The organism is Planctomonas sp. JC2975 (genome assembly GCF_012985205.1).
Taxonomy (GTDB): Bacteria; Actinomycetota; Actinomycetes; order Actinomycetales; family Microbacteriaceae; genus Humibacter.
On record NZ_JABEKS010000001.1, the window covers coordinates 926,447 to 953,302 of the forward strand.

The 26,856-nt window shown below is 67.5% G+C and carries 28 protein-coding genes, 1 tRNA gene and 1 other RNA gene; 11 read left to right on the top strand and 19 right to left on the bottom strand.

Annotated features, from left to right (window positions below):
- Positions 1 to 115: 115 nt before the first annotated feature.
- Positions 116 to 508, bottom strand: a transfer-messenger RNA (tmRNA) gene (gene ssrA / locus HII28_RS04320).
- 193 nt (positions 509 to 701) lie between these two features.
- On the opposite strand from ssrA, the gene clpS reads away from it, so the two are divergent.
- Positions 702 to 959: an ATP-dependent Clp protease adapter ClpS gene (clpS, locus tag HII28_RS04325; protein WP_240977503.1), complete on the top strand. Its 258-nt coding sequence runs from the start codon at positions 702 to 704 to the stop codon at positions 957 to 959.
- The gene (locus HII28_RS04330) at positions 956 to 1,495 is read left to right on the top strand and encodes a DUF2017 family protein (protein ID WP_170024286.1); all 540 of its coding nucleotides are present in this window, start codon (positions 956 to 958) and stop codon (positions 1,493 to 1,495) included. Before clpS ends, HII28_RS04330 begins: the two co-directional genes overlap by 4 nt.
- A gap of 14 nt (positions 1,496 to 1,509) precedes the next feature.
- On the opposite strand, the gene smpB is transcribed toward HII28_RS04330, so the two are convergent.
- The gene (gene smpB, locus HII28_RS04335; RefSeq protein WP_170024287.1) at positions 1,510 to 1,986 is read right to left on the bottom strand and encodes an SsrA-binding protein SmpB; all 477 of its coding nucleotides are present in this window, start codon (positions 1,984 to 1,986) and stop codon (positions 1,510 to 1,512) included.
- Between the two features lie 118 nt (positions 1,987 to 2,104).
- Between smpB and HII28_RS04340 the strand changes: the two genes are divergently transcribed.
- Positions 2,105 to 2,773, top strand: coding sequence for an SIMPL domain-containing protein (locus HII28_RS04340; protein ID WP_170024288.1), 669 nt, complete (start codon positions 2,105 to 2,107; stop codon positions 2,771 to 2,773).
- 27 nt (positions 2,774 to 2,800) lie between these two features.
- Here HII28_RS04340 and ftsX read toward each other — a convergent pair whose 3' ends face one another.
- The 3 genes from ftsX to prfB form a co-directional block, all read right to left on the bottom strand.
- Positions 2,801 to 3,715 (bottom strand): permease-like cell division protein FtsX, encoded by a 915-nt coding sequence (gene ftsX, locus HII28_RS04345; RefSeq protein ID WP_170024289.1) that lies wholly within the window; start codon positions 3,713 to 3,715, stop codon positions 2,801 to 2,803.
- Positions 3,712 to 5,127, bottom strand: coding sequence for a cell division ATP-binding protein FtsE (gene ftsE / locus HII28_RS04350; RefSeq protein WP_170024290.1), 1,416 nt, complete (start codon positions 5,125 to 5,127; stop codon positions 3,712 to 3,714). The genes ftsX and ftsE overlap by 4 nt, the downstream gene beginning before the upstream one ends.
- A 139-nt stretch (positions 5,128 to 5,266) precedes the next feature.
- On the bottom strand, positions 5,267 to 6,376 hold the full coding sequence (prfB, locus tag HII28_RS04355) for a peptide chain release factor 2 (protein WP_170024291.1): 1,110 nt from the start codon (positions 6,374 to 6,376) through the stop codon (positions 5,267 to 5,269).
- 84 nt (positions 6,377 to 6,460) lie between these two features.
- Between prfB and HII28_RS04360 the strand changes: the two genes are divergently transcribed.
- Both HII28_RS04360 and HII28_RS04365 read left to right on the top strand, forming a co-directional pair.
- The gene (locus HII28_RS04360) at positions 6,461 to 7,741 is read left to right on the top strand and encodes an MFS transporter (protein WP_170024292.1); all 1,281 of its coding nucleotides are present in this window, start codon (positions 6,461 to 6,463) and stop codon (positions 7,739 to 7,741) included.
- Positions 7,742 to 7,860: 119 nt separating this feature from the next.
- Positions 7,861 to 9,213: a right-handed parallel beta-helix repeat-containing protein gene (locus HII28_RS04365; protein WP_170024293.1), complete on the top strand. Its 1,353-nt coding sequence runs from the start codon at positions 7,861 to 7,863 to the stop codon at positions 9,211 to 9,213.
- A 100-nt stretch (positions 9,214 to 9,313) separates the two neighbouring features.
- Here the strand turns inward: HII28_RS04365 and HII28_RS04370 are convergent, their stop codons facing one another.
- The 7 genes from HII28_RS04370 to HII28_RS04400 form a co-directional block, all read right to left on the bottom strand.
- The gene (locus HII28_RS04370; protein WP_170024294.1) at positions 9,314 to 9,769 is read right to left on the bottom strand and encodes a pilus assembly protein TadG-related protein; all 456 of its coding nucleotides are present in this window, start codon (positions 9,767 to 9,769) and stop codon (positions 9,314 to 9,316) included.
- The gene (locus tag HII28_RS04375; RefSeq protein WP_170024295.1) at positions 9,766 to 10,236 is read right to left on the bottom strand and encodes a hypothetical protein; all 471 of its coding nucleotides are present in this window, start codon (positions 10,234 to 10,236) and stop codon (positions 9,766 to 9,768) included. The genes HII28_RS04370 and HII28_RS04375 overlap by 4 nt, the downstream gene beginning before the upstream one ends.
- Complete coding sequence (locus tag HII28_RS04380) at positions 10,211 to 10,597, bottom strand: TadE/TadG family type IV pilus assembly protein (RefSeq protein WP_170024296.1); 387 nt, start codon at positions 10,595 to 10,597, stop codon at positions 10,211 to 10,213. Before HII28_RS04380 ends, HII28_RS04375 begins: the two co-directional genes overlap by 26 nt.
- A gap of 1 nt (position 10,598) precedes the next feature.
- A complete protein-coding gene (locus HII28_RS04385) occupies positions 10,599 to 10,805 on the bottom strand; it encodes a hypothetical protein (protein WP_170023359.1) in 207 nt (68 codons plus the stop codon).
- Between the two features lie 138 nt (positions 10,806 to 10,943).
- Positions 10,944 to 11,882 carry a type II secretion system F family protein gene (locus HII28_RS04390; RefSeq protein WP_346769181.1) on the bottom strand — a complete coding sequence of 313 codons (939 nt, stop codon included), beginning with the start codon at positions 11,880 to 11,882 and terminating at the stop codon, positions 10,944 to 10,946.
- The gene (locus HII28_RS04395; RefSeq protein WP_170024297.1) at positions 11,870 to 12,733 is read right to left on the bottom strand and encodes a type II secretion system F family protein; all 864 of its coding nucleotides are present in this window, start codon (positions 12,731 to 12,733) and stop codon (positions 11,870 to 11,872) included. The genes HII28_RS04390 and HII28_RS04395 overlap by 13 nt, the downstream gene beginning before the upstream one ends.
- Complete coding sequence (locus HII28_RS04400) at positions 12,730 to 13,953, bottom strand: ATPase, T2SS/T4P/T4SS family (RefSeq protein WP_170024298.1); 1,224 nt, start codon at positions 13,951 to 13,953, stop codon at positions 12,730 to 12,732. The genes HII28_RS04395 and HII28_RS04400 overlap by 4 nt, the downstream gene beginning before the upstream one ends.
- A gap of 121 nt (positions 13,954 to 14,074) precedes the next feature.
- Here HII28_RS04400 and HII28_RS04405 point away from each other — a divergent pair.
- Together HII28_RS04405 and HII28_RS04410 are read left to right on the top strand one after the other, a co-directional pair.
- Positions 14,075 to 14,156, top strand: a tRNA-Leu gene (locus tag HII28_RS04405).
- A gap of 193 nt (positions 14,157 to 14,349) precedes the next feature.
- Complete coding sequence (locus tag HII28_RS04410; protein ID WP_170024299.1) at positions 14,350 to 15,144, top strand: VTT domain-containing protein; 795 nt, start codon at positions 14,350 to 14,352, stop codon at positions 15,142 to 15,144.
- Between the two features lie 134 nt (positions 15,145 to 15,278).
- On the opposite strand, the gene HII28_RS04415 is transcribed toward HII28_RS04410, so the two are convergent.
- The 4 genes from HII28_RS04415 to murI all read right to left on the bottom strand — a co-directional run bounded on the left by HII28_RS04415 (position 15,279) and on the right by murI (position 18,582).
- Positions 15,279 to 16,196, bottom strand: coding sequence for a cation diffusion facilitator family transporter (locus HII28_RS04415; protein ID WP_170024300.1), 918 nt, complete (start codon positions 16,194 to 16,196; stop codon positions 15,279 to 15,281).
- 80 nt (positions 16,197 to 16,276) lie between these two features.
- A complete protein-coding gene (gene rdgB / locus HII28_RS04420; protein ID WP_170024301.1) occupies positions 16,277 to 16,897 on the bottom strand; it encodes an RdgB/HAM1 family non-canonical purine NTP pyrophosphatase in 621 nt (206 codons plus the stop codon).
- On the bottom strand, positions 16,894 to 17,649 hold the full coding sequence (rph, locus tag HII28_RS04425) for a ribonuclease PH (protein WP_346769182.1): 756 nt from the start codon (positions 17,647 to 17,649) through the stop codon (positions 16,894 to 16,896). Before rph ends, rdgB begins: the two co-directional genes overlap by 4 nt.
- 102 nt (positions 17,650 to 17,751) lie before the next feature.
- Positions 17,752 to 18,582: a glutamate racemase gene (murI, locus tag HII28_RS04430; protein ID WP_170025951.1), complete on the bottom strand. Its 831-nt coding sequence runs from the start codon at positions 18,580 to 18,582 to the stop codon at positions 17,752 to 17,754.
- 62 nt (positions 18,583 to 18,644) lie between these two features.
- On the opposite strand from murI, the gene HII28_RS04435 reads away from it, so the two are divergent.
- Positions 18,645 to 19,961: a nicotinate phosphoribosyltransferase gene (locus HII28_RS04435; RefSeq protein WP_170024302.1), complete on the top strand. Its 1,317-nt coding sequence runs from the start codon at positions 18,645 to 18,647 to the stop codon at positions 19,959 to 19,961.
- 133 nt (positions 19,962 to 20,094) lie between these two features.
- Here the strand turns inward: HII28_RS04435 and HII28_RS04440 are convergent, their stop codons facing one another.
- The 3 genes from HII28_RS04440 to HII28_RS04450 are packed head-to-tail and all read right to left on the bottom strand — an operon-like array spanning position 20,095 to position 22,923.
- Positions 20,095 to 20,388 carry a DUF3039 domain-containing protein gene (locus HII28_RS04440; protein ID WP_170024303.1) on the bottom strand — a complete coding sequence of 98 codons (294 nt, stop codon included), beginning with the start codon at positions 20,386 to 20,388 and terminating at the stop codon, positions 20,095 to 20,097.
- Positions 20,389 to 20,443: 55 nt separating this feature from the next.
- Positions 20,444 to 22,024 carry a hypothetical protein gene (locus HII28_RS04445; protein ID WP_170024304.1) on the bottom strand — a complete coding sequence of 527 codons (1,581 nt, stop codon included), beginning with the start codon at positions 22,022 to 22,024 and terminating at the stop codon, positions 20,444 to 20,446.
- The gene (locus tag HII28_RS04450) at positions 22,000 to 22,923 is read right to left on the bottom strand and encodes an ABC transporter ATP-binding protein (protein WP_170025952.1); all 924 of its coding nucleotides are present in this window, start codon (positions 22,921 to 22,923) and stop codon (positions 22,000 to 22,002) included. Before HII28_RS04450 ends, HII28_RS04445 begins: the two co-directional genes overlap by 25 nt.
- Positions 22,924 to 24,343: 1,420 nt before the next feature.
- Between HII28_RS04450 and HII28_RS04455 the strand changes: the two genes are divergently transcribed.
- The 3 genes from HII28_RS04455 (at position 24,344) to HII28_RS04465 (ending at position 26,728) form a co-directional block, all read left to right on the top strand.
- On the top strand, positions 24,344 to 25,042 hold the full coding sequence (locus HII28_RS04455) for a phosphocholine cytidylyltransferase family protein (protein WP_346769183.1): 699 nt from the start codon (positions 24,344 to 24,346) through the stop codon (positions 25,040 to 25,042).
- A gap of 121 nt (positions 25,043 to 25,163) precedes the next feature.
- Positions 25,164 to 25,976, top strand: a complete 813-nt coding sequence (locus HII28_RS04460) for an ABC transporter permease (protein ID WP_346769184.1) — start codon at positions 25,164 to 25,166, stop codon at positions 25,974 to 25,976.
- Positions 25,976 to 26,728: an ABC transporter ATP-binding protein gene (locus HII28_RS04465; RefSeq protein WP_170024306.1), complete on the top strand. Its 753-nt coding sequence runs from the start codon at positions 25,976 to 25,978 to the stop codon at positions 26,726 to 26,728. The genes HII28_RS04460 and HII28_RS04465 overlap by 1 nt, the downstream gene beginning before the upstream one ends.
- Positions 26,729 to 26,856 lie beyond the last annotated feature (128 nt).

Genomic DNA, 26,856 nt, shown 5'->3' on the forward strand with positions numbered 1-26,856 from the left:
CGCGGATTTCAACAGTTCGCGACAACGGCCCGAATGGTGATCGGCGCTTGCGCGCCTCAACACTCAGGAGCTCAGTCCGAGAGCAAGCACGCTTGCTCTCTTCCTTCGCTCAATCGTGTGGAGATGGGGGGAATTGAACCCCCGTCCATCGCTGTGGTCATACGCCTTCTACGGGCGTATCCAATGAAGACGCTTTACTCGGTTCCGGAACTTGCCATTGGCAGCTGATCCGACGAACCCAGTCACGGTTTGAGTCCCTCTACGTCCCATGACGATACGTAGAAGCAATCTCTCTAGCTGACGCCAGGATCCGGGTAGAGAGCATTCCCGGGCTGACGGTCTCTTGAGTCGCTAAGAACGACTAGGCCGCGAGAGCGACCTGGGCCTTAGCGGAGACAGTGCTGTTGGAATTGGCACTTATATTTTGCAGAGGTCGTTAACGAGATAACCCTGCATCCTCGACCCGCTTCTCGTAATCTCGCAGACGATGTCGAAACCGATCATCCCCATGGGCGGGCTGTTGTCGCGCTGTTGAATTCTGAAGGAACGTCCGCTTCAAGTGGCGGCCTTACAGAGTACAACACAGACCGCCGTCATGTCATGCCCGGATGTGCGAACCTGGAAGGGTGGCATCCGTAACCAGCGATCCGGCGACGATCGAGCGCGCCGAAACGATCGGAAGCACCGAAGAGTCGCTCGACTTGACGCCCAGGCACAGCCTCGACACACCGTGGCGCGCGATCGTGTGGAACGACCCGGTGAATCTCATGTCGTACGTGGTCTACGTGTTCCGCAGCTACTTCGGCTTCAGTGAGGCGAAGGCTACTCGGCTCATGCTTCAGGTGCATCACGAGGGTCGCGCGATCGTCGCGACGGGAACGCGGGAGACGATGGAAGCGCACGTGCACGCCATGCACGGATTCGGTCTGTCCGCGAGCGTCGACAGGGCAGAGTCGTGACGCGCATCCGGCGCAACCGGGACGGACGGATCGCCGTGACGCTCTCCGCGGACGAGTTCATCGCGCTCACGCGCATGGAGGCGGATCTGCTCGGCACACTCGCCGACCGGCTCCGATCCATCGCCGACGGCGCCGTCGTGCCGTCTCCGCTGTTCCCGGATGCTTACCGCGACGACGACCACGCCAGCGCCGAATTCCACTCGCTCACCGACGTCGACCTCGTCACGGCGAAGAGCGACGGTGCGCGCGGTGTCATGGATGCGTTCACGGATGCCGAGCCGACCACATCCGGCTCGCTGCTGCGCGGTGAGCGGGCCGCACGCACAGCGACGTTCGACGACCAGGGCGTGCACGCACTGCTGCGCAACGTGACGGATCTGCGGCTCCTGCTCGCGGATCGCCTGGCCATCGAGCACGACGGCGACGAGGGCCTCGCGGGGCGAGAGCACGATCTGGAACGAGCGCTCTACTGGTGGCTCGGCGAGACGCAGGAGCGACTCGTGGCAGCACTCAGCATCGGCGCGTTCGGCCGATAGGGGTCTTCTCGGCGCTACTCGCCGAGATGGTTCTTGCTCGCCATGGCCCGGTCCGCCTCGCGCTTGTCCTGGCGCTCACGGAGCGCCTGGCGCTTGTCGTACTCGCGCTTGCCCTTGGCGACGCCGATCTCCACCTTGGCGCGACCGTCCGAGAAGTACAGCTGCAACGGGATCAGCGTGTAGCCGCCGTCCTTGATCTTATTCGCGATCTTCACGATCTGCTGCTTGTGCAGGAGCAGCTTGCGCTTGCGCCTGGGCGCGTGATTGTTCCACGTGCCGTCGAGGTACTCGGGGATGTACACGGCGTCGAGCCACGCCTCTCCCCCGTCGACGAACGCGTAGCCGTCGACGAGCGACGCACGCCCCTCGCGCAGCGACTTGACCTCGGTCCCGGTGAGCACGAGCCCCGCCTCATAGGTGTCCTCGATGAGGTAGTCGTGGCGGGCGCGGCGATTGGTCGCCACCACCTTCTGACCACGTTCCCTGGGCATGGTTCGCTCTCCTCGTCGCGCAATCGTCGCTGCCGCACCGCGCGGCAAGACGGGTGCTGCGCCCGACCGGACACAGCAGCCCACCAGCATAGCGCGTGGGGTGCGTAAGGTTCTCGTCATGGACGAGACGATCATCACCGTGCGCGGCCGGTTCGAGTCCCACCACCCGGCAGAGCACGCGACTGTGCGGATCGCCGTCGCGTTCGAAGGCTCGCCGCGCGAGTCGATCCTGCAGCGCACGACGCACCTGCACGCCGAGCTGACTCGCACGATCGAACCGTTGCACGACCCGGAGCACGGTCCCGTCACCTGGTGGGCGAGCGATCGTCCGCAGGTCTGGAGCGATCGGCCCTGGAATGCCGACGGGCGCCAGTTGCCGCTCGTGCATCACTCGGCGATCGACGTGCGCGTGACGTTCAGTGATTTCGTGCGGCTCGGCGAGTGGCTGGCTGAACTGTCCATTCGCGAGGGGATCACGGTCAGCGGCATCGATTGGACGTTGACCGACGAGAGCAGAAAGACGCTGGAAGCGGATGCCAGGGGCCACGCCGTCGAGGACGCCCGCATCACGGCATCCGACTACGCCGCAGCCCTCGGCCTGGCCAGTCTGCGGCCACTGGCCGTCGCGGATCCGGGGATGCTCGGCGACGGCGCACCCATCGGCGCCCGGGACTCGATGGAGTTCGTCAGGATGGCGGCACCCGCCGGCGCGGCCGACCCTGTGCTGTTCCGTCCGGAGGACATCACGGTGCGCAGCGAGGTGGACGCCCGCTTCGCGGCATCCTGACGCTCGACAAGCCGGCCGAGCCGACCGCTAGACCTTCAAATACCGGGTGATCGCCACGTTCGACGCCAGCGCCGCCAGCCCGATACCGACGATGACGAGGATCGGCGCGACGATCCAAGCGCTGTCGAGTCCGACGAACGACGTCAGCTGCATCTTCTGCGCCAGATATCCGCGCACAAAGAACTGCACTATGGCGAACACCGCGCCAACGGACAGCAACGAGCCGATCAGGGCCGCGAGCATCCCCTCCAAGACGAACGGAGTCTGGATGAACCCGTTCGACGCCCCGACGAGACGCATGATGCCCAGCTCGCGTCTTCGCGAGAACGCGGACAGCCGGATCGTGGTGGCGATCAGCAGGGCGGCCGCGACCAGCATCACAGCGGCGATGGCGATGGCCGTGAGGCTCGCGGCGTTGAGGATGCGGAAGATCTGGTCCAGGTAGCTGCGCTGATCCGTCACGGACTGCACTCCGGCGACGCCGCTGAGGCTCTGCGCGATCACGTCGGACTGCTGCTGGTCCTTCAGCTTGATCCAGAACGTCTGGTTCAGCAGCTCCGGTGTCACGTAATCGGCGACCGGGTTGCCCTTGAACTGCTTCTTGAAGTCCGCGTACGCCTGCTGGTGGTCCTCGAAGTAGAATTTGTCGATGAACGGGGCGAGCGCCGGCGACGCCAGCTTGGCCTTCACCGCGGCGATCTGCTCAGCAGACGCGTCCTGTCCCTGGCACGTCGAGGAGACGTCCGTCTCGGTGCACATGTAGACAGCCACCTGGGCCCTGTCGTACCAGTAGGTCTTCATCTGGCCGATCTGCATCTGCATGAGAATCGCCGTGCCCACGAACGTGAGCGAGATGAAGGTCACGAGAACGACCGAGATCACCATCGAGAGGTTGCGTCGCAGACCGCTTCCGGCTTCGGAGAGGACGAGTGCGAATCTCATGAAACGGGTCCCACATCCTGATTGGAATCGTCGTCGTGGTCGTGCTTACCCGGCGCACGCAGGCCGAGGCGCTCCGCCAGGGTCAGCTCAGCCACATCGCCCGAGTCGGCGCGGCGCACCGGTGCGGTCGGCGGGTTCGCGAAGTGTCCCTCGACGTCGACCACCGATCCTGCAGAAGCGGATTCCGCTCCCCTGGCCGCCACCGCTACCGGTTCGCGCTCCCCGGCATCGGTGTGCGTGTCTGAAGTGTCGGTGTGCAGCTCGGCCGCATCCGCTGAGCCGTTGAAGTGTCCCAGTTTCGAGGTCGTTGCCGCGGCATCCGCCGCAGCTCCACCTCTGGTGGGAACTGCGGCGGACGGAGTGGCACTGACCGGAGCAGCGGCGCGGGGAGCCGCGTCCGTGCGGATGGCACCGGTAAGGGCCCCGTTCGCCGTATCTGCGTCGTCCGCCATGGGCACGCTCGCCGCGGCGGCACGGGCCGGTACGGGCAGCGGCGTCTGCGACGGCTGCGTCTCGGGAACCGGAGCAGCGCTGTTCGCGGTGGGGATGGCATCCGCGGGTCTCGTCGAAGTGCGAGAGGACTTACCGCCGCGTCGCTTCTTCGGCTTCGCGACAGCCGCCGCCGGCACCGCCACGGGATGCGCCGGCACCTCTCCCTTCTCGGGGAGCCCGTAACCGGCAGGGATGTCCGACGTCTCCTCAGGGGAGCCCAGCACGGGGAGCGCGGCGGTGAATCCGTAACCGCCGTGCCGCTCGTCGCGGACCAGCTTGCCGTCCACGAGCTCGATGACACGCTTCTGCATCTGATCCACGAGCCCGGCCTCGTGCGTCGCCATCAGCACTGTCGTGCCCGCGGCGTTGATGCGTTCGAGGACGGCGGTGATGCCTGCGCTCGTTGCCGGATCGAGGTTGCCGGTCGGCTCATCCGCGAGCAAGATCTGCGGCTTGTTCACCACGGCGCGCGCGATGGCCACGCGCTGCTGCTCGCCACCGGAGAGTTCGTGCGGGAAGCGCCCGGCCTTCTCCTCGAGTCCGACCATCGCCAGAACGTCGGGCACGGCCTCGTGGATGAATCCCTTCGACTTGCCGATGACCTTCAGCGTGAAGGCGACGTTGTCGAAGACGGTCTTGTTCGTGAGCAGGCGGAAGTCCTGGAAGACCACGCCCACGTTACGGCGGAAATACGGGACCTTGCGGTTGGAGATGGTGTTGAGGTCTTGGCCGAGCACGTGCAATTTGCCGCGCGTCACCTTCTCCTCACGCAGGATCAACCGTAGAAAGGTCGACTTCCCCGATCCGGATGCGCCCACCACGAACACGAACTCTCCGCGGAGAATCTCGGTCGTGATGTCGTCGAGGGCCGGGCGGGGGGTTCCCTTGTAGCTCTTGCTGACGTGCTCGAATCGGATCATGACCCGCCCAGCCTAAACACACCCCCCACGGATGCAACCGAGCGACTCACCCCACCTGGAGTTCACCGGGTTGCAGTCCCGAGCAGCGAGACGCTGCTCGGCGCTGGCGTCGCGGCGAGGGCCAGAAATGGCCCTCGCTCTAAGCTCTAGCGCGCTGTTTGCGCCAGCGGATGCCGGCGGCGATGAAACCGTCGAGGTCGCCGTCGAAGACGGCCTGCGGGTTGTTCACCTCGTGCTCGGTGCGCAGGTCTTTCACCATCTGGTACGGAGCGAGCACGTAGGACCGCATCTGGTCGCCCCAGCTGGCCGTGATGTTGCCGGCGAGCTCCTTCTTCGCTGCGGCCTCCGCCTCGCGCTGCAGGAGCAGCAGGCGGGACTGCAGCACGCGCATGGCTGCCGCGCGGTTCTGGATCTGCGACTTCTCGTTCTGCATCGACACCACGATGCCGGTCGGAAGGTGTGTGATGCGCACGGCGGAGTCCGTCGTGTTGACGGACTGTCCGCCGGGGCCCGACGAGCGGAACACGTCGACACGGATGTCCGTCTCGGGGATGTCGATGGATTCCGTCTCCTCCATGAGCGGGATCACCTCGACGGCCGCGAACGACGTCTGCCGCTTGCCGGCTGAATTGAAGGGACTCATCCGAACGAGACGGTGGGTTCCTGCTTCGACGGAGAGCGTGCCGAACGCGTACGGCGCATCCACCTCGAACGTGGCCGACTTGATGCCGGCTTCTTCGGCGTAGCTCGTGTCCATGACCTGCACGGAGTGGCCGTGCTGCTCAGCCCACCGCAGGTACATGCGCAACAGCATCTCGGCGAAGTCGGCGGCATCCACTCCGCCTGCGCCGGCCCGGATCGTGACCACGGCCGGCCGCGCGTCGTACTCGCCGTCGAGCAGCGTCTGCACCTCGAGATCGCCGACGGTCTTCTGCAGCTCCTGCAGCTCGTTGCGGGCCTCTTCTGCAGACTCGTCGTCGCCCTCGGAGTTCGCCAACTCGACCAGTACCTCGAGGTCATCGATGCGCTGCTCGATGTTCGTCAGCTTGGCGAGCTCCGACTGACGGTGGCTGAGCGCGCTCGTCACCTTCTGCGCCTTCTCGGGGTCGTCCCAGAGGTCGGGCACGCCCGCCTCCTCGCTGAGGCGTTCGATGTCGGCGCGCAGACGCTCCACGTCCACGACGGCACGGATGTCGGCGAAAGTCGCGCGCACATCCGCGATCTGCGAGCTCAAGTCCAGTTCGATCATGACCGCACAAGCCTAGGCCGTGTTGGCCTGAGGCGGACGCCTCGGTCGGACCACTGTTGGTATACCACCTAGGCTGGAGAGGACATGAGCACGAGCGACGCGAACTTCAGCATCCGTGACATCGCGCTCGCCGCTTTCCTGCCGACGGCCCTCTTCTCGATCGGCGAGGGCGCCGTCATCCCGATCATCCCGGTGCTCGCGCACAACCTGGGCGCCGGGCTCGCCCTCGCCGGGTTCATCGGCGGCATGATCATGGTCGGCGAGATGGTGGGCGACATCCCGAGCGGCTGGATAGTGTCGAGGTTCGGCGAGCGCCGGTCGATGATCGGATCCGCACTGCTCTGCATCATCGGACTCGTCGTGTGCCTCCTCGCGCAGGGAGATGTGCTGCTCACCGTCGGCGTGTTCTTCATCGGGCTCGCCACCAGCGTGTTCGCCCTCGCACGGCACGCGTTCATGACCGGATACGTGCCGCTGCGGTATCGAGCCCGTGCGCTGTCGACCCTCGGCGGCGTGTTCCGCGGCGGATGGTTCGTCGGACCGTTCATCAGCGCCGGTGTGATCACCCTGTTCGGCAACGCCCACGCCGTGTTCTGGGTGCACATAGTGATGTGCGTGGCGGCCACTGTTGTGCTGATCGTGGTCCCAGACCCGACGGAGACGATCGCGCCGAGCAGCGCGGCGACGGTCGAGAAGGGGCCGGCGACGACGAAGCCGATCGCCGTTCCCGATGCCGGCCGCGTCGAAGCGAAGGAGCGCACCGAGGGCCTCTTCCGCACCATCTGGCTCAATCGCGAGGTGCTGCTGAGAATGGGCACCTGCGCCGCACTCATCTCCGCGCTCAGGTCTTCACGCACCGTGATCCTCCCGCTGGCCGCTGTCGCGATCGGGCTTCCCGCAACGAACACGGCCCTCATCATCGGCATAGCCGGCGCGGTCGACTTCGCCCTGTTCTACACGTCAGGGCAGATCATGGACCGGTTCGGTCGCCTCTGGTCCGCGCTCCCCTCCATGGTGGGGCTGAGCATCACGCACATCGCGCTCGCATTCGTCGTCGACCAGACCTGGTTCACCGTGGTCGCCATCGCGATGGCCGTGACGAACGGGGTGGGTAGCGGCATCCTGATGACCCTCGGCGCGGACCTCGCGCCGCGCAAGGATCCGGCGCCGTTCCTCGGCGCGTGGCGTTTCACGAACGATGCGGGACAAGCGGGAGCTCCGCTTCTCGTGTCGGGCATCACGGCGCTGTTCTCGCTGGGAGTGGCATCCGTCTCCATGGGCGTTCTCGGCCTCATCGGTGCCGGGATGCTGCTCCGTTTCGCCCCGCGCTACATCCCGAAGCGTCGCGTCGTCGTCGGCGACTGAGGACCCCTCCCCCACGCGCCCGTCCGCCGTCCTTCACCGTCGCGCCGGCACTCACCCGACCGTTGTCGAGCCGGGGTACGGAGAGGATGCTGGGATGAAGCGGGCCAGGAGGCTGACGGATGCGGACATGGCGGTCCGCGCACGGTTGCGCGGTCGGTGCGGCGAGCGGGACGATCGTCGCGCTCTCGCTGATCTTGGCGCCGATGACCGGTGCATTCGCTGCGTCGCCAGGCACGGTCACCGTGCATCCCGGCGATGACGTGAACGCTGCCATCGCGAGCGCGCGGCCCGGCGACACGGTCTCGCTCGGTCCCGGGTCGTATCAGGGCCCGATCCGCGTTGACAAGTCGCTCACGCTGGAGTCCCTCCAGGCGACGGTGAGCGCACCCCCACGGGGTGCGGCGGTGACGGTCTCGGCGGACAACGTCACGATCGACGCCGTCGGCACGACCTGCAACGGCGGGGCCGGCGACACGCTGGGAATCGACGTCACCGCCCAACATGCGCGCATCGTCGACTCCTCGGCGCTGCAGTGCGCCCGCGGCATTCTGCTGGACGGCGCGCAGGATGCCTACCTCCAGGGCAACGCCCTCCTCGGCGACGGCTCGGCCGATGGGCCGTCTGCCGGAGTGTGGGCGACGGGCGCCGACGGGCTCACCATGTTCGGCAACACTTTCCAGGACGACGACTCCGGAGTCGTGATCGAACACACGGCCGCACCGGTGCTGGATTCCAACTCGTTCGCTCAGGTCGGGACAGCGGTGACACTGCTCTCTTCGACGGACACCGTCATCACCGGCACCTCGGTGACCGGTCTTACGGGACCGGCCGTGCTGGTCAGCGGAACCAGAGGCGCGGAGATAGCACGACTCGGGACCCAGGACGGCAGAGGAGGATCCGGTCCTGCCGTCGAACTGAGTGCGACGGCAGGGCCCTCGTCCGTCGTCAACGTCGAGGATTCCGACCTCTCCCGCTTCGGAATCGGCGTGCAGATCGCATCCGGCGGCATCAGCGACGCCGTCACGGTGATCGGCACCTCGTTCGATGGCGTGGCGAAGGCCGCGATCGACGTCGCAGCGCAATCCGGTGGCACGGTCAACGCAACCATCGGCGACTACTTCGGTGGATGCGGACCACGCGCCCCCGATCACGGCTACGACGGAGGCGGCGCGCTCGTGACGGACCCGGACCGCGTCGTCTCGTACCAGGTGCCGAACTGTCGTTCGCCGTCTCCCGCCGGATCCAGCACTGCCGCGCCGACCGCGACCGCCTCCGCGGCGCCGAACCCTGGTCCGACCCACTCCGCGCAGCCGACGCCGGCAGCCGGATCAGCAGACAACGGCAACGGCGGTGGGCAAGGCATCCCCGCAGCGATCGGCTCTGCGCTGGTCACGGTCGGTGTCGCCGCACTCCTGGCGGCGTGCGCGGGCGGGGTGCTGTTCGCGATCCGGCGCAGCCGTAACGTGCATTGATCGCGGTCACCCGCCTACCTTCCGCCACGACCCAAGTCGGAAGGCGGCCCGTCGGGCACGAGAACCTTGTCGGACGCGAGGCCCTGATCGGACGAGATTCCTATCGGAACACGCTGCGAGCCGTCGAGGTGACGGCGATGCGGAGTCCGGCGGGCACCAGCACCGAGACGACGGGCGGATGCCACACGGCCGACAGACGCACCGTCGCGCTTCTGCCGTCCTCTGTCGAGGCCCGCTCGACGACGAGACCGTCGAATCCACGCGCGGCGGCGGAGCCCAGATAATCGTCCACCGCGTCGCTCACCTCCGTCGACCGGAGCGTCGGGCGCGGATGGCCGTCGACCACCGCCGCGTCACCGAGGTCGTAGGACTCGGCACCGGCGAGCGCCGCGCCATCCGCCACGGCGTAGAGCCGCTCACGCTCGAGATACAGCGATGTCGCCGCGCTCGCCAGCAGCACGACCGTCAGACAGAGGAACGCGAAGAAGATGATCAGCGGCATCGTCGACCCGCGCTCATCACGGAGTACGGCGACCGCCCGGGCTCGGAGGTTCATCGAGGGCTCCAGAGACGAGAGACCCGTTGCGTGCTCGCGCCCTGCACCGAGACGGCCGCGTCCCTGCGGAGGTCGAGGACGTCGGGAACGAGCGGGAGCGCTGCCCGCACGCGCACCGTGACCGTCACCGTTCCGAGGCGGGTCAGGCAGGCGTCGGGGCGGGGCGAGCACACGATGTCGACCCGGGCCTGGTCGGGAGTGAGGCCGAAGTCGGCGAGCGCGAACGCGACGGCGGAGGATGCGGATGCCGCGGCATCCGTCTCGTCTCCTGCCTGCACGTACACCCGTGCGGCCTGGCGTGCCGCGCCGGCCGCTGCCAGCTGTGCACCCTGGATGCTCGCAAGAGCGACCACGAGATACACGGTCGGCACGAGAAGCACGAGCCCCGCCGTGACGAACTCGAGCGAGGCCGATCCGCGCTCCGACAGGAACGCGGTGCGATCAGGGAACCACTTCGACCGGCGCATGCCCTGACACCTCCACAACACGGTCCGGCCCGAACAGGCCCGCCAGCGGGAGCGGCGCGCGCACGGTGACGATGACCGCGGGCACGCCGAGGTAGGAGCCGTACGCCGCCGTCACGTCGCTGGCGTATCCGTCGCCGACGGCCGTCCCGATCAGGGATCGCGTGCGCTCGCGCCCGTCCGCGAGCGTGTTGTCGGCGAGCGCGGCCACGTGCGCGCCCTCAGCCGCCGCGTCGATGAGCGTGTTGCGCACCAGGAGCGCCAGACCGAGCTGGAGCACGGCGAGGGTGAGCACGGTGAGCAGGGCGGCGACCATCGCGAACTCGGCGGGGGCCGACCCGCGCTCATCGTGCCAGCCGGTCATGTCAGAACGACGCCACACGATCGATGGCCTGCTGGAACACAGTGCTCAGCGCAGGTCCCGCCACGCCCCAGAGGATGATGACCAGACCCGCCGTCATGAGCGTGATCAAGACCCAGCCGGGCACATCGCCGCGATCGTCCATCGCCGCGGAGCGGATGTCGCCGCCTCCGCGCTGTCCGAGCAGGTGTTTCCATCGTGAATCCGTCATTGCCGCTCTCCTCATCTCTTTCACCCGGTCCTCGTCATCCGCGGCGCGCCGCCCTGTCGTGCGCACGCTTCCTCCGTGCGCACGACTTCGCCGTGCGGCGCGCCCCGCGGCCCGTCTCCAGTCGGTGCATCCATCCATTCAGAAGCCCGACTCCAGCACGACGAGCCCGGGGTAGACGGCGAAGAGCACGGTGACGGGCAAGATGGCGAACACCAACGGAACCAGCATTCCGATCTCCTTCTTGCCCGCCTGTTCGAGCAGATCGCGCTTGGCGGCCTCGCGCGCATCCGTCGCCTGTGCACGCAGTACCTCGACGACCGGTGAGCCGCGTTCGAGGGCGGATCCGATCGCATCCACGCACCGGGTGAACTGCGGCAGGCGGATGTCGGCGCTCACCCGGGTGAGCGCCGTCGCCAACGGCACGCCCATTCCGGTCTCCGCGACGACCCGTCCCAGTTCTCCGGCGAGTTCGCCGCACCCCACGCGCGCGATTCGCCGGAGAGCGTCGAGGATGCCTTCGCCAGCGCTCAGCGAGAGCGTCATGAGTTCCAGGACCGTCGGGAGTTCCTCCGCCATCCGTGCCAGACGCCGTCGGATGCTTCGCGTCAGGAGCTGATCCGGCACGAGGAATCCGAGGATCGCGAGCACGACGGGCATGGCGAGCGCCACAGCAGGCGAGGGCGGCTGCACTGCAGCTCCCAGCGCCGCGAGGCCGATTCCCGTCACGAGGCCGGCGAGCGCCCATGCGATCTGCCGGAGTCGGAACTCCTCGACGGTGAGCGGACTCGCCGACTGACGCAACCTCGACGCAACGGCATCCGTGCCGCCGAGGGTTCGCAGAGCGGCGCTGCGCAGCGCACCGACGAGCGGAGCGAAGACGGAGCCGATGACCGGCAACGGTTGCACGGTGCGTCGTTCGCTGTGGGCGCGCGCAGCCTCCGAGACGTCCGTAAGGTACGGCGCGACGCGGTCCGCGAGGCGCGGCCTGCTCATCCGCGGGAGCAGGGCGACGAGCGACCACAGGCCGAGCCCGAAGGCGACGCCGCACAACACGGCGAGAGCCGTCACCGGAACCACCGCCGCTCCTCTGGCAGCCGTCCGATGGACAGCATCATGCGGTACGCGACGAGTGTCACGACGAGGCCGCCCACGATGACGACCGCCCCGACCGGGCCGTTGTAGGCGAGCGCGGCCTCCGGACGCGTGGCGAGAAGGCCGAGCACCACCCACGGCGCCGCGACGCCCAGCCGCGCGGCGGCGACGGTCCAGGATTGTCGCGCCTCGATCTCCGCGCGCGCGGCAGCGTCCTCCCGAAGCGACGCAGCGAGAGATTTCAGCACCGACACGAGCTCCCCGCCGCCCACCTCACGCGCCATCTTCAGCGTCTCCATGATGCGGTCCGCGACCGGGTCGGCCAGAGCCGCCTTCAGCCGGTCGGCAGCAGGAGCGAATATGCCTGTGGAGCGGTAGTCCCGTTCGAACGCGGCGAATGCTGCACGCGTGGATTCCGGCGCCGTCCGTGCGAGTTCGGCGACGCCCTCGGGCAGCGCGAGTCCGGAGCGCACAGCGGAGACGAGGTGATCGACGACATCGGGCCACATCGTCCGATGGGCACGCGTCCGTTGGGCAGCGCGCCAGGAGACAAGACTCCACGGCAGCCATCCGCCCAGCGCGGCGAGGGCAACGGAGAGCACGAGCATACCGAAGACTGCTTGTGCAATGCAGAAGAAGACGACGGCGACGAGAGCGCAGATGAGGAGGAATCCTGCCGGCGTCAGTCGAGGCATCCCCGCCAGGATGAGTCTGCGCCGGAGCCGATCGTTCCTGCCGGCAGGCACGCTGCGCGGTCGCAGCGGCCAGAAGAACGGCGATACGGCAAGCAAGAGGCCGACTCCGAGCGCTCCGCCGAGCGCGATGCCGGCGATCATCGGGCCAGCACCAATGCCGGATCGAGCCCGGCAGCCTCGAACTTGGCCCGTTTGGCCGGATACCCACCCGTCGCCACGAGCTCGCCACCGCGCATCGCGAACACCGGACTCGCTTCGATGACGCCGCCCGTCACGGCGCCGGTGACGGCGAGGATCTCGGTGATCCGTCGGCTGCCGTCCCGTTCGAGCGCGCAGAACACCACGATGTCGACGCAGGTCGCGACGGTCGGCACGACGAATCCTGCGTCGATGTTCTTGCCGGCGAGCAGAGGGAGCGTCGAGAGCTTCGACAGGGCCTCGCGCGCACTGTTCGCATGGATCGAACACGCGCCCGGCAGTCCGGAGTTCAGCGCCAACAGCAGATCGAGACTCTCCGCCTCGCGCACCTCGCCCACGACGAGACGATCGGGACGCATCCGCAGCGCCTCCTTGATCAGACGGCGCAGAGTGATTTCGCCCGTCCCTTCCAAGCTGGGCTGTCTGCACTGCATCGCGACCACGTCCACGGCGGCGAGATCCAGTTCGAACGTCTCCTCAACGGTGACGATCCGCTCCCCCGGCCGTGCCGATGCGAGGAGCGCCCCGAGAAGCGTGGTCTTGCCGCTCTGGGTGGCGCCGGCCACCAGGATGTTCTGGTTCGCGAGGACGCACATCCGCAGGAACTCGGCAGCCTGGCGCGACAGCGACCCGAGCGCGACGAGGCGTCCGAGGTCGCGGATGCGACGCGAGAACTTGCGGATGTTCACCGCCCAGTGGGCGCGGGTCACGTCGGGGATCACCACGTGCAGCCGTGATCCATCGGGCAGCGAGGCGTCGACGAAGGGCGAGGAGACGTCGACCCGTCTGCCGGATGCCTGCAGCATCCGCTCGACGAGGTCGCGCACCTGATCGCCGGACAGCGCGAGGTCGACGAGCTCGGAGCGACCGTTCCTGGCCGCGAAGATCCGGTCGGGCGCGTTGATCCACAGTTCCTCAACGGCCGGATCATCCAGGTACGGCTGCAGCGGGCCGAGCCCCGTGAGCGAGGCGAGGACGTCTCGTTCTGCGCGCCGCTCGTCGGCGACGAGCGGCATCGATCCGCCGAGCGCGCGTTCGGTGTACCGGCGCACCTCGTCGTGCGTGTAGGCGGCCGCCCGCGATGCATCACCGGTGAGATCGACGCCGTCCCGCCGCACCCTGTCTCGCACGCGGTCGGCGATGAGGCGCACGGGATCGGTCATGGCGTCATGATGCAGGGAGCGCCGTGTTCCGCACCGAAGTTATCCACACCGCCCGAGTCCCTCTCCGGCACGGACCACCCCGCCGGCGCTCATGGCGACGACTATGCTGATTGCGCCCTCAGCGGGAGTGGTGAAACTGGCAGACACGCAGGATTTAGGTTCCTGTGCTTTCGAGCGTGGGGGTTCAAGTCCCCTCTCCCGCACTTCCTTATCCGGTTCTTACAGCCGCTCGTTCAGCCTTGGATCGTAGGGTTAACACCCGGGTTCGCGCGACGTCCGCTGGCTAGACTTCACTGCAAACGCGTCATCAACGCTGAACCACTGCACACACATTCCTCAGCATTCGCCGCCGACGACCGGCTGCCGCTTCAGGCGGGCGCCGACGACAGGAGAACCGTGTTCCACACCGCACTCATCCCCTGGCTCGACCCCAGCGTCATCATCAACTCCGTTGGCCCGTGGTCGCTGCTCGTCGTCTGCGGCATCATCTTCGCCGAGACCGGTCTGCTCGTCGGGTTCATCTTCCCCGGAGACACGCTGCTGGTGATCAGCGGCATCCTGACGGCGACCGACCTGGTCTTCGGCTTGCAGATCTGGTGGGTGTGCATTCTGATCGCCGTCGCTGCATTCCTGGGTGGTGAAGTCGGCTATCTGATCGGTCATAAGGCCGGCCCCGCCATCTTCGAACGCAAGGAGACCGGACTCTTCAGCATCGAGAACGTGAAACGCACGAACAAGTTCTTCGAGCGCTTCGGACCGGCGGCCGTCATCCTCGCCCGGTTCGTCCCCGTCGTGCGCACGTTCGCGCCGGTCGCTGCCGGTGTCGGCCACATGAGCTACCGCCGGTACTCGCTGTACAACGCGATCGGCGCCGTGCTCTGGGGCGCCGGCCTCACGTTCTTCGCCTACCTGATCGGCTTCATCACGCCGGTTGCGAACTTCGTCGAGAAGTACATCGACCTCATCCTGATCCTCGCGGTGCTGGTCACGGTCGTGCCAGCGCTGATCCACTACTTTCTCGGGCTCCGCAAGGCTCGTGTTCGTGCCAAGGCAGAGGCATCCGACGCGCAGCTGGCGGCGAACGACGCCGAAGAGGCGAAGGATGCCGCGGAGCGACTCGCGACCGAGCCCACCGTCTTCGGCGCCTCGCGGCACAGTGCGGACTCCGCCTCCTCGTCCGGCAGCGACTGACCCTGCCTTCGGCCGGCACCGGGCCGTCCGCGAACGCCCGCCACAGCTGCCTGCGGGTTGCGGGGCGCATCACGTGCGACTCGACCGCAACCGGACGCCGTTCCGTCGCCGGTGCCGTGACGTCGCCGGCTCCGCTACCTGTGCGTATCGCCCTCGTGCGCCGCGTGCTCGGCTGGCTCCAGCTGGAAGGTGGAGTGGGCGACGTCGAAATGGTGGTTCAGGCATCCGCCCAGTTCGTCGAGCAAGGCCCCGGTGCGCCCTCCGGCGAAGACGTCGGGCGAGACCACAATGTGCGCCGAGAACACCGGCGCCCCCGACGTGATCGCCCACACATGCACGTCGTGCACGTCCACCACGCCGGCCGTGCCGAGGATATGCCGGCGGATCTCCTTCACATCCGTCGACTCCGGCGCCGACTCGCTCAGCACACGCACCACATCGCGCAGCAGCGAGAAGGCCCTCGGCACGATGAGCACGGCTATCATGAGCGACGCGATCGCGTCGGCATAGGCGAAACCGGTGGTGAGAATGACGATCGCGGCCGCGATCGTCGCCAGCGAGCCGAGCGTGTCGCCCAGCACCTCGAGGTAGGCGCCGCGCATGTTGATGGATGCCTTCGCCCCGCCGCGCAGGATCAGCAGGCCGGCGACATTGCCGAACAGGCCCACAACGGCGACCACGAGCATCCAGCCGCCCTGAACCTCCGGATGTCCGCCCGTGAACCGGAACACGGCGCCGATGGCGACCGTCACTGCCACCCCGATCAGGATGAGTGAGTTGACCAGCGCCCCGAAGACTTCGACTCGCTGGAAGCCGAACGTCTGCCGGTCGGTCGCCGGACGCGCCGCAACCGTCGCCGCCGCCAGCGCCACCAGCAGGCCGACGATGTCGCTCACCAGGTGTCCGGCATCGGCGAGCAGTGCGAGGGATCCGCTGAGAACGGCGCCCGCGATCTCCAGGACGAAGACGCCGAGCACGATGCCGATCACGGCGAGCAGGCGTCTCCTGCTCGCTCCGTGGGCTCCGTGGTCGTGATCGTGGCTGTGGGACATGTCACCTCAACGGTAGGTCCGAGGACGCGCGACGCGCCATGCCAGGCGGGCGGTTCACGAGGGCCGCAATCCGCGAGCCGCTACTCGGAGATCAGCGTCTCCAGCACGGGGACCATGGCGCGGAACGCGCGTGCCCGGTGACTGTCGGCGTTCTTGACGTCTGGATCGAGCTCCGCCGCCGTCAGCGTGGAGCCGCTCGGCACGAACGCGGGGTCGTATCCGAATCCGTTGCTTCCGCGGGGTGCGCGCGCCAGCGATCCCGGCCACTCGCCCTGCACGGTGCGTTCATCCCCTGCGATCCCTGCCGTCGTAGGACGCACGAGTGCGATGGCGCACGTGTACCAGGCGCCACGATGCTCATCGGGCACGTCGCCGAGCTGTGCGAGGAGCAGTTCGAGGTTGCCGGCGTCGTCGCCGTGCCTGCCGCTCCATCGCGCGGAGAAAACGCCCGGTGCACCTCCGAGCACCTCGACACCGATGCCGGAGTCGTCGGCGAGAGCGACCAGACCCGTGTGCTCGGCAGCGGCCCTCGCCTTGATGAGCGCGTTCTCGGCGAAGGTGACACCGTCTTCCACCGGCTCGGGGCCGTCGTATTCGACGAGCTCCACCTGCGGCATCCGGTCGGCGATGATCGCCGCGAACTCCTCGAGCTTGTGGCGGTTGTGCGTGGCCAGCACCACGCGGACACGATCGTGCGTCATGAGGCGCTGGCGTCGACGTCCGGGCTGAGCGCCTTGGCCTGGAGGGCGGCGAGGTCGCGGCATCCGCCCTCCGCGAGGTCGAGCAGTGCGCCCAGTTCGCGGCGGTCGAACGGCGCGCCCTCGGCCGTGCCCTGCACTTCGACGAACAGACCGCGACCGGTCATGACGACGTTCATGTCGGTCTCGGCACGCACGTCCTCGACGTATGCCAGATCGAGCATGGGCTCCCCGTCGATGATGCCGACTGACACGGCCGACACGCTGTCGATGAGCGGCGTCGCCCGCTGGCCGATGAACTTGTGCTCCTTGCCCCAGCCGAGGGCGTCGGCCAGAGCGACATACGCACCGGTGATCGCGGCGGTGCGAGTGCCGCCGTCAGCCTGGAGCACGTCGCAGTCGAGCACGATCGTGTTCTCGCCGAGAGCCTTCATGTCGACGACTGCACGCAGGCTCCTGCCGATGAGTCGGCTGATCTCGTGGGTGCGGCCTCCGATGCGGCCCTTGACCGACTCCCGGTCGGTGCGCTCGTTGGTCGAGCGCGGGAGCATCGAGTACTCGGCCGTCACCCAGCCCTTGCCCTTGCCCGCCAGCCAGCGCGGAACTCCGTTCGTGAAGGATGCCGTGCACAGCACCCGCGTGCGACCGAACGAGATGAGGGCGCTCCCCTCCGCCTGCTCGCTCCACCCCCGCTCGATGGTGATCGGTCGCAGCTGGTCGGGTGTTCTGCCGTCGGCACGGATGATCTCGCTCACCGCTCCACCCTATCGAGCAGCAGACGGATCGCCTCGATGGTGAAGGTTCCACGCCGCCCGTGAGCGGTGCTCTCCGCGACGCACCCCTGACGATCGTGAGCTCTAGAGTCGGCGAAGCACGCTCAGGTCGATCGTGCCCGTGCGCACCACGTCCACGGCGGGCACGTCCGCACCGAGCATGCGATGCGCGAGGCGCCGGAATGCCTCGGTGTCGGCCCCGGTGGTCTCGTACCGGAGGCCGGGCTCGCTTGTCGCCGTCCGCTCGAGCCCCTGAGACACCAGCACGCGATACACGTCGTTGGCTGTCTCGACATCGCTCGACACCATCGACACGCCCTCCCCCATCACGTACGAGATAGCGCCCTTGAGGAACGGGTAATGCGTGCAGCCGAGCACGAGCGTGTCGACGCCGGCCTCCTGTAGCGGCCGGAGGTAGTCGGCGGCGACATCGAGCAGTTCTGGGCCGCTGGTCACCCCGCTCTCGACGAACTCGACGAAACGAGGACACGCCTGCGTGAACAGCTTCAGGTCGGGTGCCGCGGCGAAGGCATCCTCGTACGCGCGCGAATTGATCGTGCCGACCGTGCCGATCACGCCGACTCGGCCCGTTCGAGTCGTCGCGACGGCGGTGCGGACTGCCGGCTGGATCACCTCGACGACAGGTACGTCGTACCGCTCGCGCGCGTCGCGCAGCATGGCGGACGATGCCGTGTTGCACGCGATGACCAGCATCTTCACGCCCTGCTCCACGAGGAAGTCGAGGGCTTCCAGCGCCAGGCCGCGCACCTGCGCGATCGGCTTCGGGCCGTACGGGGAATTCGCGGTGTCGCCGACGTACAGGATGGACTCGTTCGGGAGCTGGTCTCGCACGGCTCTGGCCACCGTGAGGCCGCCAACCCCGGAGTCGAAGATACCGATCGGCGCGTCTGTCACGGTCATCCAGCCTACGGTGCGACCCCGGCGGTCATCATCGCTCACGCCGTAGGCTGATCTCCGTGACGCCACCACGCGAGCGCCCATCATCCGCGCTTCTCACGGACCGCTACGAGCTCACGATGCTCGACGCCGCGATGCTCTCGGGCACGCACGATCGCGAATGCGTCTTCGAGGTCTTCGCCCGCTCTCTGCCCGGCGGGCGCCGCTACGGCGTCGTCGCCGGCATCGGCCGGCTTCTCGAACTCATCGAGCGGTTCCGGTTCGGCGATGCCGAGCTGACGTGGCTGCGGGAGAACCGCGTGGTCCGCGACGAGACCCTGGACTGGCTGGCCGACTTCCGCTTCAACGGCACGATCCGCGGTTACCGGGAGGGCGAGCTGTACTTCCCCGGCTCCCCGGTGCTCGTCGTGGATGCACCGTTCGGCGAGGGCGTGCTGCTGGAGACCCTCGTCCTCAGCGTCCTGAACCACGACTCGGCCATCGCCGGTGCCGCCGCGCGCATGGTCTCTGCGGCGGCAGGACGCCCACTCGCCGAGATGGGATCGCGTCGCGCCCACGAGGAGGCGGCGATCGCCGCCGCTCGTTCCGCCTACATCGCCGGCTTCGGCGCCACCTCGAACCTGGAGGCGGGCCGCGCATGGGGCATCCCGACGATGGGCACGGCTGCTCACTCGTTCACGCTGCTGCATGACAGCGAAGAGGATGCCTTCCGCGCGCAGGTGCGCTCGCTCGGCCCCGGCACGACCCTCCTGGTCGACACGTACGACGTGCACAAGGCGATCGAGACGGCTGTGCGCGTCGCCGGCACGGGTCTCGGCGCCGTCCGGCTGGACTCCGGCGACCTGCCGGTGCTCGTCGGATCCGTGCGGGCTCAACTGGATTCTCTGGGCGCGACCAACACCAGGATCACCGTGACGAACGATCTCGACGAGTTCGCCATCGCCGCCCTGCGTGCCTCTCCCGTCGACTCGTACGGTGTAGGAACCTCGTTGGTGACCGGATCCGGCGCGCCGACCGCAGGCATGGTCTACAAGCTGGTCGCTCGAAAGGATGCCACTGGAACGTGGATCCCGGTCGCGAAGGCATCCGCGGGCAAAGCATCCATCGGCGGCACGAAGGTGCCGGTACGCGCAATCAACACTGTCGGAGTCGCCGTGGCGGAGGAGATCCACATCGTGCAGGGCCCTGGGACCGTTCCGTCCGGACGCGTACTGCACGTTCCGCTCATGACCGGCGGTGCCGCGATCGCGGCGCACCTCGGTGCCGCAGGGGTCGAAGCAGCCCGTCGGCACCACGCGATCGTGCGCGAGGAACTTCCGGAGTCGGCGTTCCGCCTCGGCCGCGGAGAGCCCGCCTTGCCGACCGAGTTCGTCTAGCGTCGAATCCGTTCACGGCTTCGCCGACACCGCCCGTCATTCGCCGGACGGCGTGCTCACCGTCGGGCGACCCGGCCGGGGGGTCGCCCGACGGGAGGCTGTCTCATCGGTTCAGGCGATGCGTTGGTTCACGCTATTCGTCGCTGAGGCCTTCGTAGATCTTCTTGCACTCGGGGCAGACCGGGAACTTCTGCGGGTCGCGATTCGGTGTCCACTTCTTGCCGCAGAGCGCGATCACCGGCTTGCCGGTGACGGCGGACTCCAGAATCTGCTCCTTGCGCACGTAGTGCGAGAAGCGCTCGTGATCCCCGGGTTCCATCTGCTCGTTCTGGAGCAGCTCCTCGAGCTCACGATCGAGCGTGGCGACACCGCCGCCATCGGGCGCGGCGCCCGGTCCGCCCGGTTCTGCGATGCTGTCGTCAACCATCCGTTCAGTGTAGCCGGGCGGTCCCGGCCGGTCACTGGCTATCGGCATCCGCGGATCAGGCGTTCCGCAGAGCGAACGCCATGAGCTCCGGCCCACGCCTGTTGAACGTCGCGGCTCCGAGCCAGACGCCCCCGGCGAAGACGATGACGCCGATCCCGAGCCCCGCCCACAGCGTCCTGTCGAACCATGCGGGATCCACCAGCACGCCCAGGACCATCATCGCGATCGGCACACCCGCGAACACCGCGGTCAGGAGCAGGCTGACGAACTGCGCGAACGCCGCCCCGCCACCCGTGTGCTGCGGATGCGCGAACGCGCTGTCCCCCGGCCGCGGCGCGGAATACGGCGCCAGGGCGGATGACACGCTGGAGAGTCCGAGCCCAGTGAGCACCAGGCACACGCTCACTCCGGTGATCGCCGGAAGGACGGCCCAGCTTCCATAGGCGAGCACGGTCAGCACGCTGCCGACGGCGACGACCGGGATGGCGAGCCCCACCACCGGTGCCAGGCGCCCGAGACGGTCTGCGAGTCCGCCCGTTCCGGAGGCGATGTGCAGCCAGACCGCCGTGCCGTCGTATGCGACGTCGTTGTGTCCCACCCAGCCGATGAACAGGCAGATGACCGGCAGCGGGATGAGCGCGACGTCATGCGGGGAGACCGCGCCCGAGATCAACAGCGCTGCCACCATGACGATCGGGAACAGCGGCACGAGCACGAGCTGCACCCAGTACCTCGAGTCGCGACCCCAGTAGGTGAGGCTGCGAGCGGCGATGGCGCCGACCGGTCGGGCTGGCATCCTGCCGAACCAGCCGAGGCCGACGTACGCCTTCGCCGTCACCAGCCGATCGGGGGTCACCATCATGTGCGCCGAGAGTCCCCACCAGATGAGTCCGATAACGGCGGCGGTGGCGATCGCAATCAGCAGCTTGGCCACGGCAGTCCCCCAGTGACCGGTCGCCGCATCGCCGCCGACGGCCCAGACGGCGCCGAGCGGGGTCCAGCTCACCCAGTCGGCCGCGCTGTGCAGGACGCGGAGGCCGTCTCGTCCCCAGTTCAACGTTGCGAGGAAGAACACGAGCGGCGAGAGCATGACGATCACGAGCACGGCGATGGTCGCGCTGAACTCGCGCGCCCGCCTCGTCGACAAGGCGAAGGAGGCGAGGGATGCCGTCAGCCGCGCAGCCAGCACCCACGTCGGCACCGCGACGATCGCGGCGAGCACCGCGAGCACCGCAGCGCCCGGGTGCGCCGACCACGTCACGACGGTGAACAGGGCGCACACCGCGAGCACCGCAGCAGGCAGGGACAGCAAGGATGCAGCGCCCAAGCCCATCGCCACCTGGCGCGGCTCGACGCCGAGGATGGCGTACGAGCGCGGGTCGAACGTGCCGTCGTGACGTCCGAAGAGCGGCACCACCAGGAAGCACAAGGCCACGAATCCGCCAGCGATCACCAGGATGTCGCGCACGAGCTCCGTGTCACTGGCTGTGCGGGCGGATGCCAGCACCCAGCACACGACGCCCGTCGCCGCGATCGTGTACAGAATCCCCACGACGAGACCGAACCCGTGCCATCCGCCGCGCCGGAATCCGCTGCCCAGCGATGCGAGCCTCAGTCCGAGAAACTGTGTAACCATTCGAGCCCTTCCACGGCCTTGCGACCGCCCGCGAGTTCGATGAAGTGGTCTTCGAGCGACTTCTCGCCGCGCACCTGATCGACGGGCCCGGCATCCAGCACGACTCCGCCGACGATGATGGCGACGCTGTCGCAGACGCGCTGCACGAGATCCATGCTGTGGCTGGACAGCAGCACCGTTCCGCCGGCATCCACGTATCGCTGCAGGATGCCGGTCACCGTCGCGGACGACACAGGATCGACCCCCTCGAACGGTTCGTCGAGCACCAGGAGCCGAGGCGAATGGATCATCGCCGCCGCCAGGGAGACCTTCTTCGTCATGCCTGCCGAGTAGTCGGCGACGAGGCGGCCCATGGCATCCTCGATGCCGAACGCGGCCGCGAGGTCTGCCGAGCGCTTGCGGGTCGTCGAGGCGTCGAGCCCCCGGAGCGTGCCGGCATAGAAGAGGAGTTGGGCACCGGTGAGCCGGTCGAAGGTGCGCAGGTGGTCCGGCAGCACGCCGATGGCACGTTTGGCATCGCGCGGACGCTTGCGGGCATCCACGCCGTTCACGATGACTGCGCCGGAATCCGGTCGAAGGAGGCCGGTGACGATCGACAGGGTCGTCGTCTTCCCCGCACCGTTCGGTCCGACGATGCCGTACAACGATCCGGCGCGCACGGTCAGGTGCACGCCGTCGACGGCAACCACGTCGCCGTAGCGCTTGTGCAGTCCGTTGACGGCCAACACGACGGGCGCGGCGGAGGTCGGTGCCGGTCTGGCAGCGGGGAATACCCGTGTCTCAGCTGCACGACGGGCCCTGGCAGGCGCCGGGGCGGAGTCCGTCTCGTCGTGCTCCGTGTCGGCTTCGCCCGATTCGCGCGTCAGCGTCGACCGGTCGACCGTCTCTTCCAGGAGCATCGTGTCGGCACCGGCGAGCGCGGCATCCCGCTCATCCGACTCGTAGACCTGCTCGATCACCCACTCGGGCACGTCGCCTCCCTCGATCGACGGCGGCTGCGTGAGCCTCGGCACTTCGCCGGGCGTCGCAGCCTCGGCCTCCCGCACCAGGTCGGCCAGTCGCTTCGACCCCTGATCGTCATCCGATGGCGCCTCGAGCGCCACGGCGGATGCCGCGAGCGCCGCCTTGCGGCGACGGCCGAAGAGCCTGATCCGCTGGCGGGATCCGGTGTTCTCGTCCACCCTGGACGCCGGTCCGGGCAGCGGATCCGTGTCGAGTCCCGACGTTTCGCTCAGGTCACCGGCGGTCAGTTCCGTCTTGCTCACATCCGCGTCCGTCCGACCTCGCGTGGACTCCTCAGAGCCCACGCCGGCTGATGCCGAAGCCGGTCCCGCTGTGGAGCCCGGCGCGAGTACGCCCTGAGCCGAAGCGACCGGCCGGGCGGATGTCTTGGCCCAGCCTGTCGGCGCCGCTGCGGACGCGGAGGTCACGCCATCCACTCCGCTCGCAACACCGCTCCTGATGCCGGCGCCGGACGTTCCGCCGACCACACCAGTGCCCTTCGACGCCCTGGCACGTGTCGTGCCGCCTGCGCCGCGGGCACCCGTCGCGGCCACGAGCGGTCCCGACTCGGCGGCTTCTGCATCGGCGACGACCGACGTGTTGGCCGCCGCGCCTGTGACTCGCACCCGACTGTGTCTACGAATGCCCGCCGTCGTGCCGCGCGGTCGAACCGTCGACTCGTCCGCGTCCGTCGTGACGCCGGTGCGCCCGCTCCCGCTCACCATCCGTGCCCCTTCGGCGACCGATTCCTGCGGGTCATCGTGCACGCGCCATACCCCCGTTACCGGTTCCCTCGAAGCACTCGAGTCACGTGACCGCGGCCCGACCCGCTTCACCTATGGCATCCAACGGAGACGGATGCTCACGCCTGCGAGAGCCGACGCGGCACCCTCCCCCATCGGAGCCATCGAATTCCTTACGCTAACTTACCAACCCGCATCGGCACACCCCTCTACTGGACGACACGTTCTGTGCCGTGATTCCCAGGTACGTTCTGTGCCGTGTTTGCCAGGTGGACACCCTTCGTGGTCACCTGTCCCGTCGGATAGACGCGCGGGTCGGGCGATACGAGACCCTAAGAGAGCTCCCATAAAACGATCACGAAACGGCAACGTCCCGCATTCGGGGTTCGTTCTCACCTAAAATCGAAGGCGGCACAACGCGGTGTCTTTGCACATACGCATCAGTGACGCTTCGGTGAACGGAGATCGTCGGCACAGGCAACGGAACCTGATCAGCCGTGGATCCAGTCATCCACAAGTCACACAGTTCAACCTCTGGAGGTCGACTATGCGCACGAATGACAGGAGACGTAACGTGACCAACGCACCCCAGGTCGTGATTCTCGCGGCCGGCATGGGTAGCCGCCTCGGACGCTCGCTGCCGAAGCCGCTGACGGAGCTCAGCGACGGCCGCACCATCATGCAGCAGCAGTTCGACAACATCCACGCGGCGTTCGGCACCAAGGTGAAGGTCACCATCGTCGTCGGCTACAAGCTCGAGCACATCGTCGAGGCGTTCCCCGACGCATCCTTCGTCTACAACGAGCAGTACGACCAGACGAACACGTCCAAGAGCCTCATGCGCGCCCTGAAGTCGAGCGGCAACGGTGGCGTGCTCTGGATGAACGGCGACGTGGTCTTCGATCCGGGCCTGCTGGTACGCGCTGCAGAGGCGATCGCACGCGACCAGTCCTTCGTCACGGTGAACACCGCGAAGGTCTCCGACGAGGAGGTCAAGTACACGACGGGCGCAGAGGGATACATCGAGAAGCTCTCCAAGACCGTCAAGGGCGGCCTCGGCGAAGCCGTCGGCATCAACTACGTGTCGAGTCGCGACAAGGCGGCGCTGCTCTACCACCTGCAGCGCGTCGATGACCAGGAGTACTTCGAGCGCGGCATCGAGCTGGCCATCCAGAACGACGGCATGCTCGTCGAGCCGGTCGACATCTCCGACCTCTACGCAGTCGAGATCGACTTCGCGGAAGACCTGGAGCGCGCGAACCTCTTCGTGTGAGACCAGCAACAGCGTGACGGATGCCGTCGGCCGGGTTCGGTCGGCGGCATCCGTGTCTCTGTGGTTGCGGTGACAGGTGCGAGGAGGCGGACGCTCAGCAGAGCGCCGGTACGATCTACGGGTGACCACCTACGCCGACGTGCGCCCGACCCAGCGCACACCGTTTGCGCGCTACCGTCACTCGCTCTGGTTGCTGACGAAGCGCGACCTTCATGTGCGGTACACGACGAATGTGCTCGGCTACGTGTGGTCGATCCTGGATCCGCTGCTCATGGCTGGCATCTACTACCTCGTGTTCGTCGTGGTGTTCAAACGTGGGAACACGCCGAGCGAGAGTCCATACATCGTGTTCCTTCTCGCGGGACTGCTGCCGTGGACCTGGTTCAACGGCGCTGTCTCGGACTTCACGCGCGCGTTCAGCCGCGAGGCGAAGCTGATCCGCTCGACGGCCATCCCGCGCACGATCTGGATCAATCGCATCGTGCTCAGCAAGGGGATCGAGTTCGCGCTCTCGCTGCCGGTGCTCGCGCTCTTCGTCATCTTCAGTGGCGCACACGTGCACTGGCAGATCGTCTTCTATCCGCTCGCGGTCCTCATCACGGCGGTGCTCCTTGTCGGAATCGGCTTGATCGTCGCGCCCTTGGTGGTGTTCTTCAAAGACCTCGAGCGCGCCGTGAAACTGCTGCTCCGACTCCTCTTCTATGCATCGGCGGTTCTGTATCCGGTGAACGACGTGCCGAAGGGGAGCCTGTTCCGCTACTTCATCGACGCGAACCCGCTCGTCGGGCTCTTCGGGATGTATCGCTCGGGCTTCTTCCCCGAGGACCTTCACTGGAGCCTGGTGATCATCTCTGCGCTGGGCAGCCTGATCTTCCTAGTCGTGGGATGGCTCGTCTATTCACGCACGATCCGCAGCGTGCTGAAGGAGATGTGATGACGGACACCCTGACGACGACCGCGATGATCGAGGTGAAGGATGTCGGCATCCGCTTCAAACGGAATCGCCAGTCCCGCCGCAGCTTCAAGGATCTGTTCTCCTCACGGCAGCGTCGCAGCAAGCCCGACGAGTTCTGGGCCCTTCGCAACGTCTCGTTCACGGTGACCGCCGGAGAGGCCATCGGCGTCGTCGGCCGCAACGGCCAGGGCAAGTCGACGTTGCTCAAGCTCGTCGCCGGCGTCATCCTCGCCGACGAGGGAACCGTCGACGTGAAGGCAGGGACGGCGCCTCTGATCGAGATCACCGGCGGATTCGTCGACGACCTCAGCGTGCGCGACAACGTGTACCTCACCGCCGGTCTGCACGGCATGTCCAGGCGTCAGATCGACGAGCGGTTCGACGACATCATCGGCTTCGCCGACATCGGCAATTTCCTCGACACCCCGTACAAGCACCTCTCCAGCGGCATGAAGGTGCGCATCGCGTTCTCCGTGATCACTCAGCTCGACGAGCCGATCCTCATCGTCGACGAGGTGCTGGCCGTCGGCGACAAGGGTTTCCGCGAGAAGTGCTACCGGCGCATCGAGGAAATGCTGGCGCAGGGCCGCACCTTGTTCTTCGTCTCGCACAACGAGAAGGACCTGCGCCGGTTCTGCAAGCGCGGACTCTACCTCGAGGGCGGGGTCCTCGCCCTCGACTCGGACATCTCCTCGGTGCTCGACCGCTACAACACCGAGTACGGGGTCTGATCGGCTGTTTCGGCGTTCGGATGAGCGAGACGCTGCGCCCGTCTTCTCCTGAGGCATCCGGTTTTCGCCGGATGTCCGCACGCTCTGCCGGTGATCTGAGCCCTGTCGCGGCGATTGCCCGCGAAACG

Excerpts from the sequence above, each read along its gene's own strand:
- smpB (WP_170024287.1), bottom strand. The coding sequence starts at position 1,986 with ATGCCCAGGGAACGTGGTCAGAAGGTGGTGGCGACCAATCGCCGCGCC.
- HII28_RS04340 (WP_170024288.1), top strand. The coding sequence starts at position 2,105 with ATGGACGAGACGATCATCACCGTGCGCGGCCGGTTCGAGTCCCACCAC.
- ftsX (WP_170024289.1), bottom strand. The coding sequence starts at position 3,715 with ATGAGATTCGCACTCGTCCTCTCCGAAGCCGGAAGCGGTCTGCGACGC.
- ftsE (WP_170024290.1), bottom strand. The coding sequence starts at position 5,127 with ATGATCCGATTCGAGCACGTCAGCAAGAGCTACAAGGGAACCCCCCGC.
- prfB (WP_170024291.1), bottom strand. The coding sequence starts at position 6,376 with ATGATCGAACTGGACTTGAGCTCGCAGATCGCGGATGTGCGCGCGACT.
- HII28_RS04360 (WP_170024292.1), top strand. The coding sequence starts at position 6,461 with ATGAGCACGAGCGACGCGAACTTCAGCATCCGTGACATCGCGCTCGCC.
- HII28_RS04365 (WP_170024293.1), top strand. The coding sequence starts at position 7,861 with ATGCGGACATGGCGGTCCGCGCACGGTTGCGCGGTCGGTGCGGCGAGC.
- HII28_RS04370 (WP_170024294.1), bottom strand. The coding sequence starts at position 9,769 with ATGAACCTCCGAGCCCGGGCGGTCGCCGTACTCCGTGATGAGCGCGGG.
- HII28_RS04375 (WP_170024295.1), bottom strand. The coding sequence starts at position 10,236 with ATGCGCCGGTCGAAGTGGTTCCCTGATCGCACCGCGTTCCTGTCGGAG.
- HII28_RS04380 (WP_170024296.1), bottom strand. The coding sequence starts at position 10,597 with ATGACCGGCTGGCACGATGAGCGCGGGTCGGCCCCCGCCGAGTTCGCG.
- HII28_RS04385 (WP_170023359.1), bottom strand. The coding sequence starts at position 10,805 with ATGACGGATTCACGATGGAAACACCTGCTCGGACAGCGCGGAGGCGGC.
- HII28_RS04395 (WP_170024297.1), bottom strand. The coding sequence starts at position 12,733 with ATGATCGCCGGCATCGCGCTCGGCGGAGCGCTCGGAGTCGGCCTCTTG.
- HII28_RS04400 (WP_170024298.1), bottom strand. The coding sequence starts at position 13,953 with ATGACCGATCCCGTGCGCCTCATCGCCGACCGCGTGCGAGACAGGGTG.
- HII28_RS04415 (WP_170024300.1), bottom strand. The coding sequence starts at position 16,196 with ATGTCCCACAGCCACGATCACGACCACGGAGCCCACGGAGCGAGCAGG.
- rdgB (WP_170024301.1), bottom strand. The coding sequence starts at position 16,897 with ATGACGCACGATCGTGTCCGCGTGGTGCTGGCCACGCACAACCGCCAC.
- HII28_RS04440 (WP_170024303.1), bottom strand. The coding sequence starts at position 20,388 with ATGGTTGACGACAGCATCGCAGAACCGGGCGGACCGGGCGCCGCGCCC.
- HII28_RS04445 (WP_170024304.1), bottom strand. The coding sequence starts at position 22,024 with ATGGTTACACAGTTTCTCGGACTGAGGCTCGCATCGCTGGGCAGCGGA.
- HII28_RS04450 (WP_170025952.1), bottom strand. The coding sequence starts at position 22,923 with ATGCTCCTGGAAGAGACGGTCGACCGGTCGACGCTGACGCGCGAATCG.
- HII28_RS04465 (WP_170024306.1), top strand. The coding sequence starts at position 25,976 with ATGACGGACACCCTGACGACGACCGCGATGATCGAGGTGAAGGATGTC.